This window comes from Streptomyces sp. NPDC048018, assembly GCF_043202995.1.
GTDB lineage: Bacteria > Actinomycetota > Actinomycetes > Streptomycetales > Streptomycetaceae > Streptomyces.
This window is the reverse complement of sequence record NZ_JBIDBK010000002.1, coordinates 1,029,345-1,045,211: the sequence shown is the minus strand read 5'-3', so window position 1 is coordinate 1,045,211 and position 15,867 is coordinate 1,029,345. Positions and strand designations below refer to the sequence as shown.

The 15,867-nt window shown below is 72.5% G+C and carries 13 protein-coding genes; 7 read left to right on the top strand and 6 right to left on the bottom strand.

Annotation, left to right across the window (positions count from 1 at the left end):
* Positions 1-94: 94 nt before the first annotated feature.
* On the top strand, positions 95-1,384 hold the full coding sequence (locus ACGF1Z_RS10535) for a citrate synthase (protein ID WP_376630622.1): 1,290 nt from the start codon (positions 95-97) through the stop codon (positions 1,382-1,384).
* Between the two features lie 362 nt (positions 1,385-1,746).
* Here ACGF1Z_RS10535 and ACGF1Z_RS10530 read toward each other — a convergent pair whose 3' ends face one another.
* From ACGF1Z_RS10530 to ACGF1Z_RS10520, 3 genes are all read right to left on the bottom strand, one after another.
* Positions 1,747-3,966 carry a heavy metal translocating P-type ATPase gene (locus tag ACGF1Z_RS10530; RefSeq protein ID WP_393002076.1) on the bottom strand — a complete coding sequence of 740 codons (2,220 nt, stop codon included), beginning with the start codon at positions 3,964-3,966 and terminating at the stop codon, positions 1,747-1,749.
* Positions 3,967-4,125: 159 nt separating this feature from the next.
* Positions 4,126-4,359 (bottom strand): heavy-metal-associated domain-containing protein, encoded by a 234-nt coding sequence (locus ACGF1Z_RS10525; protein ID WP_393002074.1) that lies wholly within the window; start codon positions 4,357-4,359, stop codon positions 4,126-4,128.
* Between the two features lie 217 nt (positions 4,360-4,576).
* Positions 4,577-5,218 carry a TetR/AcrR family transcriptional regulator gene (locus ACGF1Z_RS10520; protein ID WP_393002072.1) on the bottom strand — a complete coding sequence of 214 codons (642 nt, stop codon included), beginning with the start codon at positions 5,216-5,218 and terminating at the stop codon, positions 4,577-4,579.
* Between the two features lie 165 nt (positions 5,219-5,383).
* Here ACGF1Z_RS10520 and ACGF1Z_RS10515 point away from each other — a divergent pair, with 165 nt between their 5' ends.
* Positions 5,384-7,645, top strand: coding sequence for an MMPL family transporter (locus tag ACGF1Z_RS10515; RefSeq protein WP_393002070.1), 2,262 nt, complete (start codon positions 5,384-5,386; stop codon positions 7,643-7,645).
* A 111-nt stretch (positions 7,646-7,756) separates the two neighbouring features.
* Here the strand turns inward: ACGF1Z_RS10515 and ACGF1Z_RS10510 are convergent, their stop codons facing one another.
* Positions 7,757-7,954, bottom strand: a complete 198-nt coding sequence (locus tag ACGF1Z_RS10510; RefSeq protein ID WP_393002068.1) for a helix-turn-helix transcriptional regulator — start codon at positions 7,952-7,954, stop codon at positions 7,757-7,759.
* 223 nt (positions 7,955-8,177) lie between these two features.
* On the bottom strand, positions 8,178-9,095 hold the full coding sequence (locus ACGF1Z_RS10505) for a sugar phosphate isomerase/epimerase family protein (RefSeq protein WP_393002066.1): 918 nt from the start codon (positions 9,093-9,095) through the stop codon (positions 8,178-8,180).
* Between the two features lie 155 nt (positions 9,096-9,250).
* Between ACGF1Z_RS10505 and iolC the strand changes: the two genes are divergently transcribed.
* Genes iolC through ACGF1Z_RS10480 form a run of 5 tightly spaced genes read left to right on the top strand, consistent with a single transcriptional unit; the run spans position 9,251 to position 15,152 of the window.
* Positions 9,251-10,264: a 5-dehydro-2-deoxygluconokinase gene (iolC, locus tag ACGF1Z_RS10500; protein WP_393002064.1), complete on the top strand. Its 1,014-nt coding sequence runs from the start codon at positions 9,251-9,253 to the stop codon at positions 10,262-10,264.
* A gap of 10 nt (positions 10,265-10,274) precedes the next feature.
* A complete protein-coding gene (gene iolB, locus ACGF1Z_RS10495) occupies positions 10,275-11,117 on the top strand; it encodes a 5-deoxy-glucuronate isomerase (protein WP_393002062.1) in 843 nt (280 codons plus the stop codon).
* The gene (gene iolD, locus ACGF1Z_RS10490; RefSeq protein WP_393002060.1) at positions 11,114-12,982 is read left to right on the top strand and encodes a 3D-(3,5/4)-trihydroxycyclohexane-1,2-dione acylhydrolase (decyclizing); all 1,869 of its coding nucleotides are present in this window, start codon (positions 11,114-11,116) and stop codon (positions 12,980-12,982) included. Before iolB ends, iolD begins: the two co-directional genes overlap by 4 nt.
* Positions 12,983-12,993: 11 nt before the next feature.
* Entirely contained in the window at positions 12,994-14,496 is a 1,503-nt protein-coding gene (mmsA, locus tag ACGF1Z_RS10485) for a CoA-acylating methylmalonate-semialdehyde dehydrogenase (protein WP_393002058.1), read from the top strand.
* A gap of 50 nt (positions 14,497-14,546) precedes the next feature.
* Entirely contained in the window at positions 14,547-15,152 is a 606-nt protein-coding gene (locus ACGF1Z_RS10480; RefSeq protein WP_393002056.1) for a DUF4291 domain-containing protein, read from the top strand.
* Between the two features lie 188 nt (positions 15,153-15,340).
* On the opposite strand, the gene ACGF1Z_RS10475 is transcribed toward ACGF1Z_RS10480, so the two are convergent.
* Positions 15,341-15,760, bottom strand: coding sequence for a GNAT family N-acetyltransferase (locus ACGF1Z_RS10475; protein WP_393002054.1), 420 nt, complete (start codon positions 15,758-15,760; stop codon positions 15,341-15,343).
* Positions 15,761-15,867 lie beyond the last annotated feature (107 nt).

Below are 15,867 nucleotides of genomic sequence, written 5' to 3'. Positions count from 1 at the left end.
GTCGACCCCGAGTGCACTCTCCTGAGCCAAATGGGGGATGGTAGAGACAGTCAGGGCACCTCGAAGAAGAGGCACTACGTCGGTGAGGGATGACGTGAGCGACAACTCTGTAGTACTGCGGTACGCGGACGGTGAATACACCTACCCGGTGGTCGAGAGCACCGTCGGCGACAAGGGCTTCGACATCGGGAAGCTCCGAGCCCAGACCGGTCTGGTCACCCTGGACAGCGGATACGGCAACACCGCCGCCTACAAATCCGCCATCACCTACCTGGACGGCGAGAAGGGCATCCTGCGGTACCGCGGCTACCCGATCGAGCAGCTGGCCGAGCAGTCCACCTTCCTCGAGGTGGCGTACCTGCTGATCAACGGCGAGCTGCCGACGGCGGACGAGCTCACGACGTTCCAGAACGAGATCACCCAGCACACGCTGGTCCACGAGGACGTCAAGAACTTCTTCCGCGGCTTCCCGCGGGACGCCCACCCGATGGCGATGCTGTCCTCCGTGGTCTCCGCGCTGTCCACCTTCTACCAGGACAGCCACAACCCGTTCGACGAGAAGCAGCGCCACCTGTCGACGATCCGGCTGCTGGCCAAGCTGCCGACCATCGCCGCCTACGCGTACAAGAAGTCGGTCGGTCACCCGTTCGTCTACCCGCGTAACGACCTCGGGTACGTCGAGAACTTCCTGCGCATGACCTTCTCGGTCCCGGCCCAGGACTACGACCTCGACCCGGTCGTGGTCTCCGCGCTCGACAAGCTGCTGATCCTGCACGCGGACCACGAGCAGAACTGTTCGACCTCCACCGTCCGCCTGGTCGGCTCCTCGCAGGCGAACATGTTCGCCTCGATCTCCGCCGGCATCTCGGCCCTGTGGGGCCCGCTGCACGGTGGCGCCAACCAGTCCGTCCTGGAGATGCTCGAGGGCATCCAGGCCAACGGCGGCGACGTCGACTCCTTCATCCGCAAGGTGAAGAACAAGGAGGACGGCGTCCGCCTGATGGGCTTCGGCCACCGGGTGTACAAGTCCTTCGACCCGCGCGCCAAGATCATCAAGGCGGCGGCGCACGACGTCCTGTCGGCCCTCGGCAAGTCCGACGAGCTGCTCGACATCGCGCTCAAGCTGGAGGAGCACGCGCTCTCCGACGACTACTTCGTCTCGCGCAACCTCTACCCGAACGTGGACTTCTACACGGGCCTCATCTACCGCGCGATGGGCTTCCCGACCGAGATGTTCACCGTGCTCTTCGCCCTCGGCCGCCTCCCGGGCTGGATCGCCCAGTGGCACGAGATGATCAAGGAGCCGGGTTCCCGCATCGGCCGCCCGCGCCAGATCTACACCGGCGTCGTCGAGCGCGACTTCGTCCCGGTCGAGGCCCGCTGACCGCAGGCCGCCGGCACCGCGCCAGCGAAAGCGCCCCGCCGCCGATCCCCCCACGGGTCGGCGGACGGGGCGCTTCCCATATCCCCGGTGCGGATTCCCCCCACGGGATCCGGGCCGGGCGTCTGTTCGCGCGGTCTGCCGGGGTACGTACGGGAGGGCCGCTCAAAGCTCCCCGGTGCACGTGCCCCGGCCGCGCTTGCCTGGGACGTCCCCCAAGACATCCCATGAACGTCCCCCAAGACGTTCTTGGCATCGCCCACTTAGACTCGCGAACAGCCCAGATGGTTACCCCCAAATATCTGTGATCTAGATCTCTTTGTGAAGGTCCTGTGCGTCACGTGTAGGTGAATTCACATGATCACTCAGTGGAACCGTCGCAGTCGCAGGCTGTTGGTCACCACGAAAACGGACGAAAAGGCCATCGCGAGACCCGCGATCATCGGGTTGAGCAGACCCGCCGCGGCCAGGGGCAATGCGGCCACGTTGTAGCCGAAGGCCCAGCCCAGATTTCCCTTGATCGTGGCCAGGGTGCGCCGGGAGAGCCGGATGGCGTCCGCCGCGACCCGGAGGTCGCCGCGGACCAGGGTCAGGTCGCTCGCCTCGATCGCCGCGTCCGTCCCGGTGCCCATCGCCAGACCCAGATCGGCCGTCGCGAGGGCCGCCGCGTCGTTCACCCCGTCCCCGACCATCGCCACGGTGCGCCCCTCGGCCTGGAGCCGCCGGATCACGGCCACCTTGTCCTGCGGCAGCACCTCGGCGATCACCTCGTCGATGCCGACCTCGGCGGCCACCCGCTCGGCCACGGCCCGGCCGTCCCCGGTGAGCAGGACCGGCCGCAGCCCCAGACCGCGCAGCCGGGCGACCGCCTCGGCACTGGTCTCCTTGACCGCGTCGGCGACCGTGAGGGTGCCGCGGGCCCGCCCGTCCCAGGCGACGTGGACGACCCCGGGGCCCGTCTCGCCGGGCACCTCGATCTCCTCGGACGCCAGCAGGGCGGCGCGCCCGACGAGCACCAGGTGCCCGTCGACCGAGCCGCGCACGCCGAGGCCGGGGACGTTCTCGAAGGACTTCGGCACGGGCAGCTCGCCCACGCGGGCGGCGGCGCCGGCCGCGACCGCCCGGGCGACCGGGTGCTCGGAGGAGTGCTCCAGGGCGCCCGCGAGGCGCAGCAGCTCGGTCTCGTCGGCGCGCCCGGTGCCGTAGGCGCCGCCGTACACGTGCACCCCGGTCAGCTCCATGCGGCCGGTGGTGACGGTGCCGGTCTTGTCGAGGACGACGGTGTCGACGCGGCGCGTGGACTCCAGGACCTCGGGGCCCTTGATGAGGATGCCGAGCTGGGCGCCGCGGCCGGTGCCGACCATGAGGGCGGTCGGGGTGGCCAGGCCGAGGGCGCAGGGGCAGGCGATGATCAGGACGGCCACGGCGGCCGTGAAGGCGGCGGTGGTGTCGCCGGTGACGAGGAGCCAGGCGACCAGCGTGCCGAGGGCGAGGAGGAGCACCACGGGGACGAAGACGGCCGAGATCCGGTCGGCGAGCCGCTGGACCCGGGCCTTGCCGTTCTGGGCGTCCTCGACGAGCTGGGCCATCCGGGCGAGCTGGGTGTCGGCGCCCACCCGGGTGGCCTCGACGACGAGCCGGCCGGAGGTGTTGACGCAGCCTCCGGTGACGGGGTCGCCGGGGGTGGCCTCGACGGGGACGGACTCGCCGGTGAGCAGCGAGGTGTCGACGGCGGAGGCGCCCTCGGTGACGGTGCCGTCGGTGGCGATCTTCTCCCCGGGCCTGACGACGAAGCGGTCGCCGGCCCGGAGCGCGGCGACCGGGATCCGTACCTCGGTGCCGCCGCGCAGCACGGCCACGTCCTTGGCGCCCAGCCGCAGCAGGGCGTGCAGGGCGGCGCCGGCCTTGCGCTTGGCGCGGGCCTCCAGATAGCGGCCGAGGAGGATGAAGGTGACGACGCCGGCGGCGACCTCCAGGTAGATCGTGGAGGAGGCGTGGTCGCGGCTGACGGCGAGGCTGAAGTCGTGCCGCATGCCGGGGGCGCCGGCGTCGCCGAGGAAGAGCGCCCAGAGGGACCAGCCGAAGGCGGCCAGGGTGCCGACGGAGACGAGGGTGTCCATGGTGGCGTTGCCGTGCCGCAGGTTGGTCCAGGTGGCCCGGTGGAAGGGCAGCCCGCCCCAGACGACCACGGGGGCGGCGAGTGTCAGCGACAGCCACTGCCAGTTGTCGAACTGGAGGGACGGGGCCATGGCGAGGACGACGACGGGCAGCGAGAGCACGGCGGAGACGGTGAGCCGCTGCCGGAGCGAGGCGAGCTCGGGGTCCGCGTCGCGCTCCTCGTCCCCGTTGGTCTCCGGCTCGGGCTCGGGCGGCGGGGGCTCCTCGGCGGTGTAGCCGGTCTTGACGACGGTCGCGATCAGCGTGTCGACGGTGATCTCCGCGGGGTGTTCGACGCGCGCCTTCTCCGTGGCGTAGTTGACGGTCGCCGTCACCCCGTCCATGCGGTTGAGCTTCTTCTCGACGCGGGCCGCGCAGGAGGCGCAGGTCATCCCGCCGATCGTCAGCTCGGTGATCGTGGAGGTCATCAGCAGCGGTTTCCCAACGGGAGCAGGGTCGTACGTAGTCACCGTACGACCCTGCGGTGGCGCTGCGGCGGGCGGATTCCCGGGCGGGGGCACCCGGCTTCGGACGCCTCCGCCCGGAACGGTCCGGGCTCCGGCCCGGAAGGCCCCCTCAGGAGGCCGTCAGGCGCGGCCGACCAGCTCGTAACCCGCCTCGTCGACGGCGGCGCGGACGGCCTCCTCGTCGAGCGGGGCGGTCGAGACCACGGTGACCTGGCCGGTGGCGGCGACGGCCTCGACCGAGGAGACGCCGGCGATCTCGGAGATCTCGCTGGAGACCGCGCCCTCGCAGTGGCCGCAGGTCATGCCCTTGACCTGGTAGACGGTGGTGAGTTCGGTCTGCGTCTCGGCGGTCATGACGTGTCTCCTCTTCGCGGGCGTGGTGCGGTGCGGGCCCGTCGGTGCGGGGCCGTACGCCGTAGTAGCACAGATTATACCCCTAGGGGGTATGGATCCTCACACGCGCCGCGCCCGATGGCGCCCGTTCTCCTCGCACGGACGGTCCATGGTGCCGCCGCCGGTCGCCGGTCGCCGTTGGCCTGGGCGCGGGCGCGGGGCGGGGTCGCCGGGCGGGTCAGGGGCTCGGGATCGTGGTGGGTGCCTCGCCGAGGATGGGGTCGAGGTAGCGCTGCAGCACCGTCTTGGTCTCGGCGATCACCGCGTCCCGTTCCGCGCCCTCGGGTGCGGCGAGGATCAGGGCGAGCCCCGCCTTCACGATGGCGAAGACCATGTCGGCGATCCGGGATCGCTGTGCGGCGTCGCTGCCGGGCAGGTAGTGGCCGAGCAGATCGCCGACCCGGGTGAGCAGGGAGGCGTGCAGGGCGTCGTGCTCCTCGGCGATGCGGCCGGGGATCTCGGACCCGTGCATGAGGGCGAGGAAGACCGGGTTCTGGCAGTTGAAGTCGATCAGCGGGTCGAGGACCGCATCGAGCATCTGGGGCAGCGGCAGGGCGAGGTTCGCGGGTGTGAAGGCCTGGCCGTGGTACTCCCGCATCTGGGCGAGCAGCCGGTCGCCGAGTTCGACGGCGATGGCCTCCTTGTTCGGGAAGTACTGGTAGAGCGTGCCGGGGGAGACGCTCGCCTCGCGGGCGATCGCGTTGGTGCTGGTCGCCGTGTAGCCGTTGGCGCAGAAGACGCTCGCGGCGGCCTGGAGCAGCTGCGCGATACGGCGCTCACCGCGTGCCTGGCGGCGGCGCGGCTTCGGTTCCTCGGACATGACTGTCCCCAGCTCTCTGAACGAGATTGACAAACGCGAGAGGTCGCTCGCATTCTTGAGAAACGCGAGTGATCACTCGTGTTTGCCAGTCTATGGGCAATGGACCGACCCGTGCGGCCTGCCGGCAAGCGAGCGCACGGGCCACGGTGAAGGGGACACCGCGTCATGGCCGAAGTCAAGAAAGCGCTGCCCACGGGGGGTGGGCCCGGTGGCTGGACGCGATTCGTGACGGCCAGGCCGCGCGTCTCGCTGCTGGTCGCCCTGGTACTCACCGCGCTCGCGGTCCTCGCCGGCGGCGGCGTCGCCGACCGGATGGGCAGCGGCGGCTGGGAGGACCCGGACGCCGAGTCGACCTATGCGACCGAGGTCCTGGAGCGGGAGTTCCCGGCTTCCCAGCCCAATCTGCTGCTGCTCCTCGACGCGGGCGACGCCGGGGTCGACTCCCCGGCCGTCGCCGCCGAGGCCCGCCGGCTCGCCGAGCGGCTCGACGCCCGGCCGGGCGTCGACGGCGTCGGCTCCTACTGGACGACCGGCTCGCCCGCGCTGCGGTCGAAGAGCGGCCACCAGGCCCTGATCGCGGCCCGGATCGACGGTGAGGAGAAGGCCGCGGGCGAGGTCCTGCAGCGCCTCGCCCCCGAGTTCCGCGGTACCCACGGCCCCGTGGAGGTCTCCGTCGGCGGCCCCCTCGCGGTGCGCCACGAGATGCAGACCACCATCCAGGAGGACCTGCTCAGGGCCGAGCTGATCGCCCTGCCCATCACCCTCGTCCTGCTCGTCATGGTCTTCGGCAGCGCCGTCGCCGCCCTGCTCCCGCTCGGCATCGGCATCGTCGCCATCCTCGGCACCAACGCCGTGCTGCGCGGCATCACCGAGTTCACCGACGTCTCCGTCTTCGCGCAGAACCTCACCACCGCCCTCGGTCTCGGCCTCGCCATCGACTACGCGCTGTTCGTGGTCCGGCGGTTCCGCGAGGAGCTGGCCGGCGGCGCCGATCCGAGGACGGCCGTCGCCACCACCCTGCGCACCGCCGGACGGACCGTGCTCTTCTCCGCCCTCACCGTCGCCGTCTCACTCGCCGCGATGCTCGTCTTCCCGCAGTACTTCCTGCGCTCCTTCGCCTATGCGGGCATCGCCGTCGTCCTGCTCGCCGCCGCCGCGGCCCTGATCCTGCTGCCCGCGGCGCTCATGCTGCTCGGCGACCGGGTCAACGCCCTGGACCTGCGCCGGCTGCTGCGCCGCAGGGGCCGGGCGCGCGGCGAGCAGGCCGGTGCCGGCGCGGCCGACGGGGCCGGCTGGGGGCGGGCCGCCGCTCTGGTGATGCGCCGGGCGCCGCTGTTCGCCGTCGCCACCGCCACCGGGCTCGTCCTGCTCGGACTGCCCTTCCTGGGGGTGAAGTTCGGCACCGCCGACCACCGCCAGCTCCCGGTCACCGCCGAGTCGCGGGTGGTCCAGGACCGGCTGCGCGAGGGCTTCCCCGGCAGCCCCGGCGGGGCGCTCACCGTGCTCGCCGAGGGGCAGGCCACCCCCGCGCAGTACGCGGACTACCGGGACCGGATCGGGAGGCTCGACGGGATCACCCGGGTCGACGGGCCGGTGACCTCCGGCACCGGCGGGCGGACCCACGCCTACTTCACCGTCGTCCCCGAAGGCGAGGGCGTCGGCGCCGGAGCCCAGCGGGTGGTCGGCGAACTGCGCGCAGAGCAGGCGCCGTTCGACACCTCCGTCACCGGAGCCGCCGCCGTCCTGGTCGACTCCAAGGACGCCATCGGCGAGCGGCTGCCCTGGGCGGCCGGCATCATCGCCGTGGTCACCCTGCTCCTGGTCTTCCTGCTCACGGGCAGCGTGCTCATCCCGGTCCAGGCGGTCGTGCTCAACGCGCTCAGTCTCACCGCGATGTTCGGCGCCGTCGTCTGGGTCTTCCAGGAGGGGCACCTCTCCGGCCTCCTCGGCTTCACCCCCACCGGGGACATCGAGACCACCCTGCCCGTCCTGATGTTCTGCGTGGCCTTCGGACTCTCCATGGACTACGGGGTGTTCCTGCTGTCCCGGATCAAGGAGGAGTACGACGCCACCGGCGACCACGAGCACGCGGTCCGCTTCGGACTGCGCCGCACCGGCGGCCTGATCACCGCGGCCGCCGTCATCCTGGCCGTCGTCATGGTGGCCATCGGCACCTCCCGGGTCACCAACACCAAGATGCTGGGCCTCGGGGTCGCCCTCGCCGTCCTCATGGACGCCATGGTGGTCCGCAGCCTGCTCGTGCCGTCCGTGATGAAGCTGACCGGGCGCCTCACCTGGTGGGCCCCCGGGCCGCTGCGCCGCCTCCACGACCGCTTCGGCATCAGTGAGGGCGGCGACACGGACACCGGCCGCATATCCGGGCCGGCGGAGCGGGAACCGGTGCCGGTGCCGGAGAAGGTCGGCTAGCGGCGGGCCGCGCAGAGGGCCCCGTACCGCGGCCGTGCGGTGCGGGGCCCTGTGAGGGCGGCCGAGCGGGAGCCCTGGCGACGGGTGCTCCCGCTCGGTCTCCAGGAGGGGTCAGTCCCGGCGGCTCCGGTTCCCGGGACGGTTCGCGACCCAGGTGTGGATGGTGTCCGGGTACCAGTAGGGCTTGCCCGACTCGACGTGGTCGGGCGCGGGCAGCAGTCCGTGCTTCCGGTAGGAGCGGACCGTGTCCGGCTGCACCTTGATGTGCGCGGCGATGTCCTTGTACGACCAGAGCCTTCTGTCCGTCATGCGTGGCACCTCTCCTGCGTGCCCGGCAGCGGCGGCGGGGGTTGCCGTCGGGGGAGCTGCCGGGCGTCACTGGTGATCACTCGCGATCACTGAGCCTGTGCCCGGTGAACGGCGCCTCCCGACGGAAGGAGAGCGCTTGTCGAACGCCTGTGACGGAAAACCCGCGTAACGGAGATATGCGTGACGAAGGTGCGACGGACGTGACGTAAGTGACGCAATGTCATCAGACGCCACAGGAGCGGAGGAAGCGCCGGGTCCGCACCGCGATCGGGTAGGGCCGGTCCGGCTCGCACGGGTACATGTCCTGCTCGACGATGGCGAAGAGTTCGGCGTCCAGGGCCTGCGCGGCGGCCAGCACCGGTTCGAGGGCCGGCACCCCGGCCGGCGGCTCGCACATCACGCCCTGCGCCACCGCCGGACCGAACGGCACCTCGTCGGCGACCACCCGGGCGAGCACCGCCGGGTCGACCTGCTTCAGGTGGAGATAGCCGATCCGCTCCCCGTAGGTCTCGATCAGCTCGACGCTGTCGCCGCCGCAGTAGGCGTAGTGCCCGGTGTCCAGGCACAGGGCGACCAGGTCCGGATCGGTGGCGTCCAGGAAACGCGTGACGTTCTCCTCACCGTCCACATGGGTGTCGGCGTGCGGATGCACCACGATCCGCAGCCCGTAGCGCTCCCGGACCTCGTGGCCGAGGCGCTCGGTCAGACCGGTCAGCCACCGCCACTGCTCCGCCGTGAGGGTGCGGTCCTCCAGGACCTCGCCCGTCCGGTCGTCCCGCCAGAAGGAGGGGATGACCACCAGGTGCTCCGCGCCCATCGCCTGGGCGAGGGTCGCGTTCTCGGCCACGTGCGCCCAGGTCCGCTCCCACACCCCCGGGCCGCGGTGCAGCCCGGTGAACACGGTCGCGGCGGAGACCCTCAGGCCCCGGCGGGCCGTCTCCTCGGTCAGCACGGCCGGATCGGTCGGCAGATAGCCGTACGGGCCGAGCTCGATCCAGGTGTAACCGGCCCCCGCCACCTCGTCGAGGAACCGCTGCCACGGCACCTGCCGGGGATCGTCGGGAAACCAGACCCCCCAGGAGTCGGGGGCGGAACCGATGCGGATACGGGACGGCTGCGCCCGGTTCGTCGGGTTCGTCATGCCTGCCACCTTGGCGGCGCTCTCGGCGGGGCGTCAAGACGTGCGTCCGGACGCAGGTCCGTATGTCAGGACATGTCGTTGACAGTGCCCGGGGCCGTGGATAGACCTGGGTGGGGTGCGTGGGCCCGCGGGGCCGTGGCGAGAGGTGACGTGACATGACGGCGGAGCCGTACGAGCGGCCGTACGACCTGATCACCATGGGCCGCCTCGGGGTGGACCTCTATCCGCTGCAGAGCGGTGTGGAGCTCGCCCGGGTCGAGAGCTTCGGCAAGTTCCTCGGCGGCTCCCCGGCCAACGTCGCCGTCGCCGCCGCGCGCCTCGGCCGGCGCGTCGCCCTGATCAGCCGGACCGGCGCCGACCCCTTCGGCGCGTACCTCCACCGGGAGCTGCGGGCCTTCGGCGTGGACGACCGCTGGGTCACCGACGTGACGGACTATCCCACTCCCGTGACCTTCTGCGAGATCTTCCCGCCCGACCACTTCCCGATCCACTTCTACCGCCGCCCCAAGGCCCCCGACCTGGAGATCCACCCGCACGAACTCGACCTCCCCGCGCTCCGCGCCGCCCGCGCCCTCTGGGTGACCGGCACCGGCCTGAGCGCCGAGCCCAGCCGCGCCGCGACCCTCGGCGCGCTGCGCGAGCGGGCCGCCGCGGCCGGTCCCGGCGCGCTCACCGTGCTCGACCTCGACTGGCGCCCCGCCCTGTGGGACGTCACCGCCGGCGAGGCCCGCCCGCTCTACCGCGAGGCGCTGCGGTACGCCACGGTCGCCGTCGGCAACGTCGACGAGTGCGAGGTCGCGACCGGCGAGCGCGAGCCGCACGCCGCCGCCCGCGCCCTGCTCGCCGGGGGCGCGCGGCTCGCCGTCGTCAAACAGGGCCCCAAGGGCGTCCTCGCGCTGGCCGCCGACGGCGGCGAGGCCGAGGTGCCGCCGCTGCCGGTGGACGTGGTCAACGGCCTCGGAGCGGGCGACGCCTTCGGCGGCGCGCTCGCCCACGGGCTGCTCGCCGGCTGGGACCTGGAGCGGCTCCTGAGACACGCCAACGCGGCGGGCGCCATCGTCGCCGGCCGGCTCGCCTGCTCGCCCGCGATGCCCTCCCAGGAGGAGATCACCCGCGCGCTCGACACCGGCACGGGGTCGATCCCGGTGAGCCCGCCGGACAACGGGTAGGGACATGCCCATGGACTCCACGCTCGAACTGCACGTTCCCGCCGGCGCGGCCGCCCGCGGCCCGTACGCCGTCGACATCGATCCCGAGCGGGCCGGCTGGACCCACAGCGCGCTGCGCGTGCTCGACCTTCCGCCCGGCGGGACGCACACGTTCGAGACGGGGAACAGCGAATGGGTGGTGCTTCCGCTGTCCGGGGGCGGTACGGTGCGCGTCGACGGGGAAATCCTCGAACTCGTGGGCCGCGCGAGCGTGTTCGACGGGGTATCGGACTTCGTCTATGTGCCCCGGGACGCACACGCCCAGATCGCCTCCGGTGCGGGAGGCCGCTTCGCTTTGGCAGGAGCGAAGTGCGAGCGACGACTCCCCGCCCGCTACGGCCCCGCGCCGGAGGTTCCCGTCGAGACCCGCGGCAGCGGCAACCGCACCCGCGAGGTCCGCAACTTCGCCGCGGCGCCCCCCGCCGGAGCCGAGGACGGACACGGGTTCCCCTGCGACCGGCTGATCGCCGTCGAGGTCGTCACCCCCGGCGGCAACTGGTCCTCCTACCCGCCCCACAAACACGACGAGCACCGTCCCGGCACGGAGTCCGTCCTGGAGGAGATCTACTACTACGAGGTCGCCGGCCCGCACGGCTACGCCTACCAGCGGATCACCCCGTCCCGCCCCGGCGGCGCCGAACTGCTCGCCGAGGTCCGCACCGGCGACGCCGTCCTCGTCCCGGACGGCTGGCACGGCCCGTCCGTCGCCCAGCCCGGGCACCCGCTGTACTACCTGAACGTCATGGCGGGCCCCGGGCCCGAACGGGCCTGGCGGATCAGCTTCCACCCCGACCACACCGAGGGGTACGCGTGAGCCGCGCCACCGTCGCCCAGGCCCTGGTGCGCTTCCTCGCCGCGCAGTACAGCGAACGCGACGGCGTACGGCAGCGCCTGATCACGGCCACCTGGGGCATCTTCGGCCACGGCAACGTCGCCGGGATGGGCCAGGCGCTCGTCGAGCACTCCGCGCTCATGCCGTACCACCAGGGCCGCAACGAACAGGCCATGGTGCACGCGGCCGTCGGCCACGCCCGACAGTCCCGCCGGCTGCAGGCGCACGCCGTCACCACCTCCATCGGCCCCGGCGCCACCAACCTCGTCACCGGAGCCGCCCTCGCCACGATCAACCGGCTGCCGGTCCTGCTGCTGCCCGGCGACACCTTCGCCACCCGCCCCGCCGACCCCGTCCTCCAGCAGCTCCAGGTCCCCCACGCGGGCGACGTCTCCGTCAACGACAGCCTGCGGCCCGTCTCCCGCTACTTCGACCGGATCGTCCGCCCCGAGGCCCTGATCCCGGCCGCCCTCGAAGCGATGCGGGTCCTCGCCGACCCCGCGGAGACCGGCGCCGTCACCCTCGCCCTCCCGCAGGACGTGCAGGCCGAGGCCTTCGACTGGCCCGAGGAGTTCTTCGCCGAGCGGACCTGGCGGGTGCGGCGCCCCTCGCCCGACGAGGACGAGCTGGCCGCGGCCGCCGCCGCCGTGAACCGGGCCGCCCGGCCGCTGATCGTCGCCGGCGGAGGCGTCAAGTACAGCGGGGCCGAGGAGGTGCTCTCCGACTTCGCCGCGCGGACCGGGATCCCGGTCGCCTCCACCCAGGCCGGCAAGGGCGCCCTGCCCCACGACCACCCGCAGGACATGGGCGGCATCGGCCACACCGGCACCGCCGCCGCCGACCACCTGGCCCGCACCGCCGACCTGGTGATCGGGGTCGGCACCCGCTGGAGCGACTTCACCACCGCGTCCTCGACCCTCTTCGGCCACCCCGGCGTGCGGTTCGTCAACCTCAACGTCGCCGCCGTCGACAGCCACCGGATGGCGGCGCTCCCGCTGGTGGCGGACGCCCGCGCGGGCCTGGAGCAGCTCCACACGCTGCTGGACCACCACCACGTCAGCGCGCCCTACGCGCAGGAGTACACCGAGGAGAAGCACCGCTGGGAGGCCCGCGTCGGCGCCGCCTACGCCGCGCCCGCCCCCGGCGCCCGCCCCACTCAGGCCCAGGTGCTCGGCGCACTCGACACCCTGGTCACCGGGGAGGACATCCTGATCAACGCCGCCGGCTCGCTCCCCGGCGACCTCCACAAGCTGTGGCGGACCCGCTCCGCCGACCAGTACCACGTCGAATACGGCTACTCGTGCATGGGCTACGAGATCCCCGCCGCCATCGGCGTCGCGCTCGCCGCGCCCGGACGTCCCGTCTGGGCGCTCGTCGGCGACGGGACGTATCTGATGAATCCCACCGAGATCGTCACCGCCGTACAGGAGCGACTGCCCGTCAAGGTGGTGATCCTGCAGAACCACGGGTACGCGTCGATCGGCGGCCTGTCCGAGGCCGTGGGCGCCGAGCGCTTCGGCACCGCCTACCGCTTCCGGGCCGAGGACGGCAGTTTCACCGGCCCGCCGCTCCCCGTCGACCTGGCGGCCAACGCGGCCTCCCTCGGCATGCGGGTGCTGCGCGCCCACACCGTACGTGACCTGCGGGAAGCCCTCGCGGACGCCCGCGAGGCGACCGTTCCCACATGTGTCTACGTCGAGACCGAAACGGCAGACAGAGTGTCGGGCGCGCCCCCCGCCCAGGCGTGGTGGGATGTGCCCGTGGCCGAGACGTCGACCCGCCCGTCGGCGGTCGAGGCCCGCGAGGAGTACGACCGGCACGTCACCGCCCGACGCCGCCATCTCTGAAGGAGTACGTCATGACGAAGACCGTCAACCACTGGATCGGTGGCAAGACCGTCGAGGGCACGTCGGGCAACTGGGGCCCGGTCACCGACCCGGCCACCGGAGCCGTCACCACGCAGGTGGCGCTCGCCTCCGTCGAGGAGGTCGACGCGGCGGTCGCCTCCGCCAAGGCCGCCTTCGAGACCTGGGGCACCTCTTCGCTCGCCCAGCGCACCACGATCCTGTTCAAGTTCCGCGCGCTGCTCGACGCCAACCGCGACGCCATCGCCGAGCTGATCGTCGCCGAGCACGGCAAGGTGCACTCCGACGCGCTCGGCGAGGTCGCCCGCGGCCTGGAGATCGTCGACCTGGCCTGCGGCATCACCACGCAGCTGAAGGGCGAGCTCTCCACCCAGGTGTCCAACCGGGTGGACGTGGCCGCGATCCGCCAGCCGGTGGGCGTGGTGGCCGGCATCACCCCGTTCAACTTCCCGGCCATGGTCCCGATGTGGATGTTCCCCCTGGCCATCGCCTGCGGCAACACCTTCATCCTCAAGCCGAGCGAGAAGGACCCGTCGCCGTCGCTCAAGATCGCCGAGCTGCTCGCCGAGGCCGGCCTGCCGGACGGCGTCTTCACCGTGCTGCACGGCGACAAGGTGGCCGTGGACCGCCTCCTGGAGCACCCGGACGTCTCCGCGATCTCCTTCGTCGGCTCGACCCCGATCGCGCGTCACATCCACACCACCGCCTCCGCGAACGGCAAGCGCGTCCAGGCCCTCGGCGGCGCCAAGAACCACATGCTGGTGCTGCCCGACGCCGACCTCGACGCGGCTGCCGACGCTGCCGTCTCGGCCGCGTACGGCTCCGCCGGCGAGCGCTGCATGGCGATCTCCGCGGTCGTGGCCGTCGGCGCCATCGGCGACGAGCTGGTCCAGAAGATCCGCGAGCGCGCCGAGAAGATCAAGATCGGCCCCGGCAACGACCCGACCTCCGAGATGGGCCCGCTCATCACGGCCGTCCACCGCGACAAGGTCGCCTCCTACGTGCACGGTGCCGCGGCCGAGGGCTGCGAGGTCGTCCTCGACGGCACCGGCTACACGGTCGACGGCCACGAGAACGGCCACTGGATCGGCCTGTCCCTCCTGGACCACGTCCCCACCACGGCCAAGGCCTACCAGGACGAGATCTTCGGCCCGGTCCTGTGCGTGCTGCGCACCGAGACCTACGAGGAGGGCGTCGCCCTCATCAACGCCTCGCCGTTCGGCAACGGCACCGCGATCTTCACCCGCGACGGCGGCGCGGCCCGCCGCTTCCAGATGGAAATCCAGGCCGGCATGGTCGGCGTGAACGTCCCGATCCCGGTCCCCGTGGGCTACCACTCCTTCGGCGGCTGGAAGGACTCGCTCTTCGGCGACCACCACATCTACGGCAACGACGGCGTCCACTTCTACACCCGCGGCAAGGTCGTCACGACGCGCTGGCCGGACCCGTCCGACGCCCCGGCGGGCGTGGACCTGGGCTTCCCGCGCAACCACTGAGCCCAAAAAACACTGGCCCCCAGGGTGCGTCGCCGCGCACCCTGGGGGCCATGTCCGTCCCCGTTCCACCCCCCAGGCACCAGATCCGTGCCGTCCACACCGACACCACGGTGACCGTCTACCAGGCCTACCGGCCCGCCATCGGCCTCCCGGCGGCCCGCGACGGGCGCTTCCCCGCCCTGTGGAAGCGGGACCGGATGACCTGGATCAAACCCTCGTTCCTGTGGATGGCCTACCGCTGCGGCTGGGGCCTGAAGGAGGGCCAGGAGACCGTCCTCGCCGTCGACATCACCCGCGAGGGCTTCGAGTGGGCGCTGCGCCACGCCTGCCCGTCCCACTACGTCCGCGGCCTCCACCCCGACCGGGCCGCCTGGCAGCGCGAACTGAAGCGCTCCCCGGCGCGGGTCCAGTGGGACCCCGAGCGTGACCTCCACCTCCGCCCCCTGCGACACCGCTCCCTCCAGCTCGGCCTCGCCGGCGAGGCCTCCCGCCGCTACGCCGACGAGTGGACCGTCGGCATCAGGGACGTGACCCCGCTCTTCCACGAGGTCCACGGCCTCGTACGCGAGGGCCGCACCGAGGCGGCGGCGGACCTGCTGCCGAAGGAGCGCCCCTACCCGGTGGACGACGCGCTGCTCGGACGGCTGGTCGCCTAAGCCCTGTCGTCAGACTCCCGCCTGCCCCGCGACGCCATGCGACGACGGGAGCGTGACGACAGGACGCAGGGTGGTCGGTCCGGCCGTCGGGCCGGACCCCCCCCGGCGGCCGGACCCCTCGCGCCGTCCGGCGGTCCGCCGGGGCCCGTCGGCCCGCCACCGTCCGCCGGACCGGGCCCCCGGCGGGGCTACTCCCCGCCGAACGTCCACCCGCGCATCGCGAACACCCCTTCGTCCGCCGCCCCCGCCGCCCCGTACGTCCGCAGCGCGGCCTCGTTGTCCGTGTCCACCGGGACCCACATCCCGTAGCAGCCCCGCCGCCGCGCCTCGGCCGCCAGCGCCTCCGTCAGCGCCCGCCCCACGCCCCGCCGCCGGTGCCCCTCGTCCACCGACAGCTCGTACAGGCACATCTCCACGCCCTTGTCCGGGTGCCGCATCTCGATCCCCGACACGAAGCCGGCCGGGAAGCCGTCCGCCGTGTACGCGATCAGCAGCACGTGCCCCGAGGCCGCGAGGAACCCCGCCGCCCATTCCTCGCGCGGCGGCGCGTCGTAGAGATGGCCCGCCGCCATCAGTTCCGCCACCGTCGTCGCCCGCCGGATCTCCATCCGAACCTCCCCGCTCGCGCATACCGCGCCTGGTGTACGGGACCGTACTGCGTACGACCGGAGGAGGCCGCGGTTCTCCGCCCCTGGCAGCCGAGCCGCGGGCCTCC

What these genes read in the sequence shown, in the direction of transcription:
- ACGF1Z_RS10480 (WP_393002056.1), top strand. Translation starts at nt 14,547, where the DNA reads ATGTCCGTCCCCGTTCCACCCCCCAGGCACCAGATCCGTGCCGTCCAC.
- ACGF1Z_RS10530 (WP_393002076.1), bottom strand. Translation starts at nt 3,966, where the DNA reads ATGACCTCCACGATCACCGAGCTGACGATCGGCGGGATGACCTGCGCC.
- ACGF1Z_RS10505 (WP_393002066.1), bottom strand. Translation starts at nt 9,095, where the DNA reads ATGACGAACCCGACGAACCGGGCGCAGCCGTCCCGTATCCGCATCGGT.
- iolC (WP_393002064.1), top strand. Translation starts at nt 9,251, where the DNA reads ATGACGGCGGAGCCGTACGAGCGGCCGTACGACCTGATCACCATGGGC.
- ACGF1Z_RS10520 (WP_393002072.1), bottom strand. Translation starts at nt 5,218, where the DNA reads ATGTCCGAGGAACCGAAGCCGCGCCGCCGCCAGGCACGCGGTGAGCGC.
- ACGF1Z_RS10515 (WP_393002070.1), top strand. Translation starts at nt 5,384, where the DNA reads ATGGCCGAAGTCAAGAAAGCGCTGCCCACGGGGGGTGGGCCCGGTGGC.
- ACGF1Z_RS10525 (WP_393002074.1), bottom strand. Translation starts at nt 4,359, where the DNA reads ATGACCGCCGAGACGCAGACCGAACTCACCACCGTCTACCAGGTCAAG.
- ACGF1Z_RS10510 (WP_393002068.1), bottom strand. Translation starts at nt 7,954, where the DNA reads ATGACGGACAGAAGGCTCTGGTCGTACAAGGACATCGCCGCGCACATC.
- ACGF1Z_RS10475 (WP_393002054.1), bottom strand. Translation starts at nt 15,760, where the DNA reads ATGGAGATCCGGCGGGCGACGACGGTGGCGGAACTGATGGCGGCGGGC.
- mmsA (WP_393002058.1), top strand. Translation starts at nt 12,994, where the DNA reads ATGACGAAGACCGTCAACCACTGGATCGGTGGCAAGACCGTCGAGGGC.
- iolB (WP_393002062.1), top strand. Translation starts at nt 10,275, where the DNA reads ATGGACTCCACGCTCGAACTGCACGTTCCCGCCGGCGCGGCCGCCCGC.